The organism is Mesorhizobium sp. (assembly GCF_005063415.1).
Lineage (GTDB): Bacteria > Pseudomonadota > Alphaproteobacteria > Rhizobiales > Rhizobiaceae > Mesorhizobium.
On sequence record NZ_SUEG01000355.1, the window covers coordinates 1 to 789 of the forward strand.

Sequence of the window (789 nt, forward strand, 5' to 3'; positions counted from 1 at the left end):
CTTGAAGGTGACACCCATGACTCGACCTCCCGTGCTCGCCTCCCGCATCGGCTGATCCACCATACTCGAAGATTATGATTAGGTACGATGCCGGCCGTTGAGCAGCCGCAGGCTCCTGCCAGACACTGACGCCGTATGGCAATCGACAGTCGCTGTCGAAAACCCCACGTCCCACAGTTCGTCCACAGTTGTCATATCGTTTGGAATCACTGCCCTCCTGCTTGCGGCCAGTTCCGCTCCGAAGAGATGCTCGTTAACGAGCTTTCCCAACGCGAACGAAGGCAAGAATTTCATCAACGGGCTAATGAAACGCCTGCACCCGCAAGGCGCACACCCCGGATTGTCGGACGAGGACGACAGTACGTTTAGGCTTCATATTGTCTTGCTCTCCGCGCGGCTGTTGCTCACCCGATATGATGCAATGGTAAGCAGATGAACGCTCTAACCCCCATCGCAGGTCCCAAGCTCCCCGCCTTGGTGACCACCTCTGGGGCCTATCCGTGCCACTGAAATCGTCTTCTGGTGACTACTGAAGCCGTCTTTTGAAATCGGCAGCTCAAAAAGGTGGTTCTAAGCCGCGTGGCTCAATAGGATTGCGTCTTCCCTTTTTGAGCTAGGACCGTAAGCTAGGCGCAATGAAGTATATCTAAATGAGCCGAGCGGGAGGGGGATATGCACGTTGCTCGCGTTTATCTGCGGGTCAGTACGCAAGGGCAGGATCTTGATCGCCAGGAATCGATCATCGCTGAGGCGAGGGATGCCGGGTACTACATCGCCGGCGTCTACCGC

The 789-nt window shown here is 56.0% G+C and carries 1 pseudogene; it reads left to right on the forward strand.

What is annotated here, in order from left to right:
- Window positions 1-672: 672 nt before the first annotated feature.
- Window positions 673-789 (forward strand): annotated as a pseudogene (locus E5W70_RS32570) (resolvase); the annotation flags it as partial.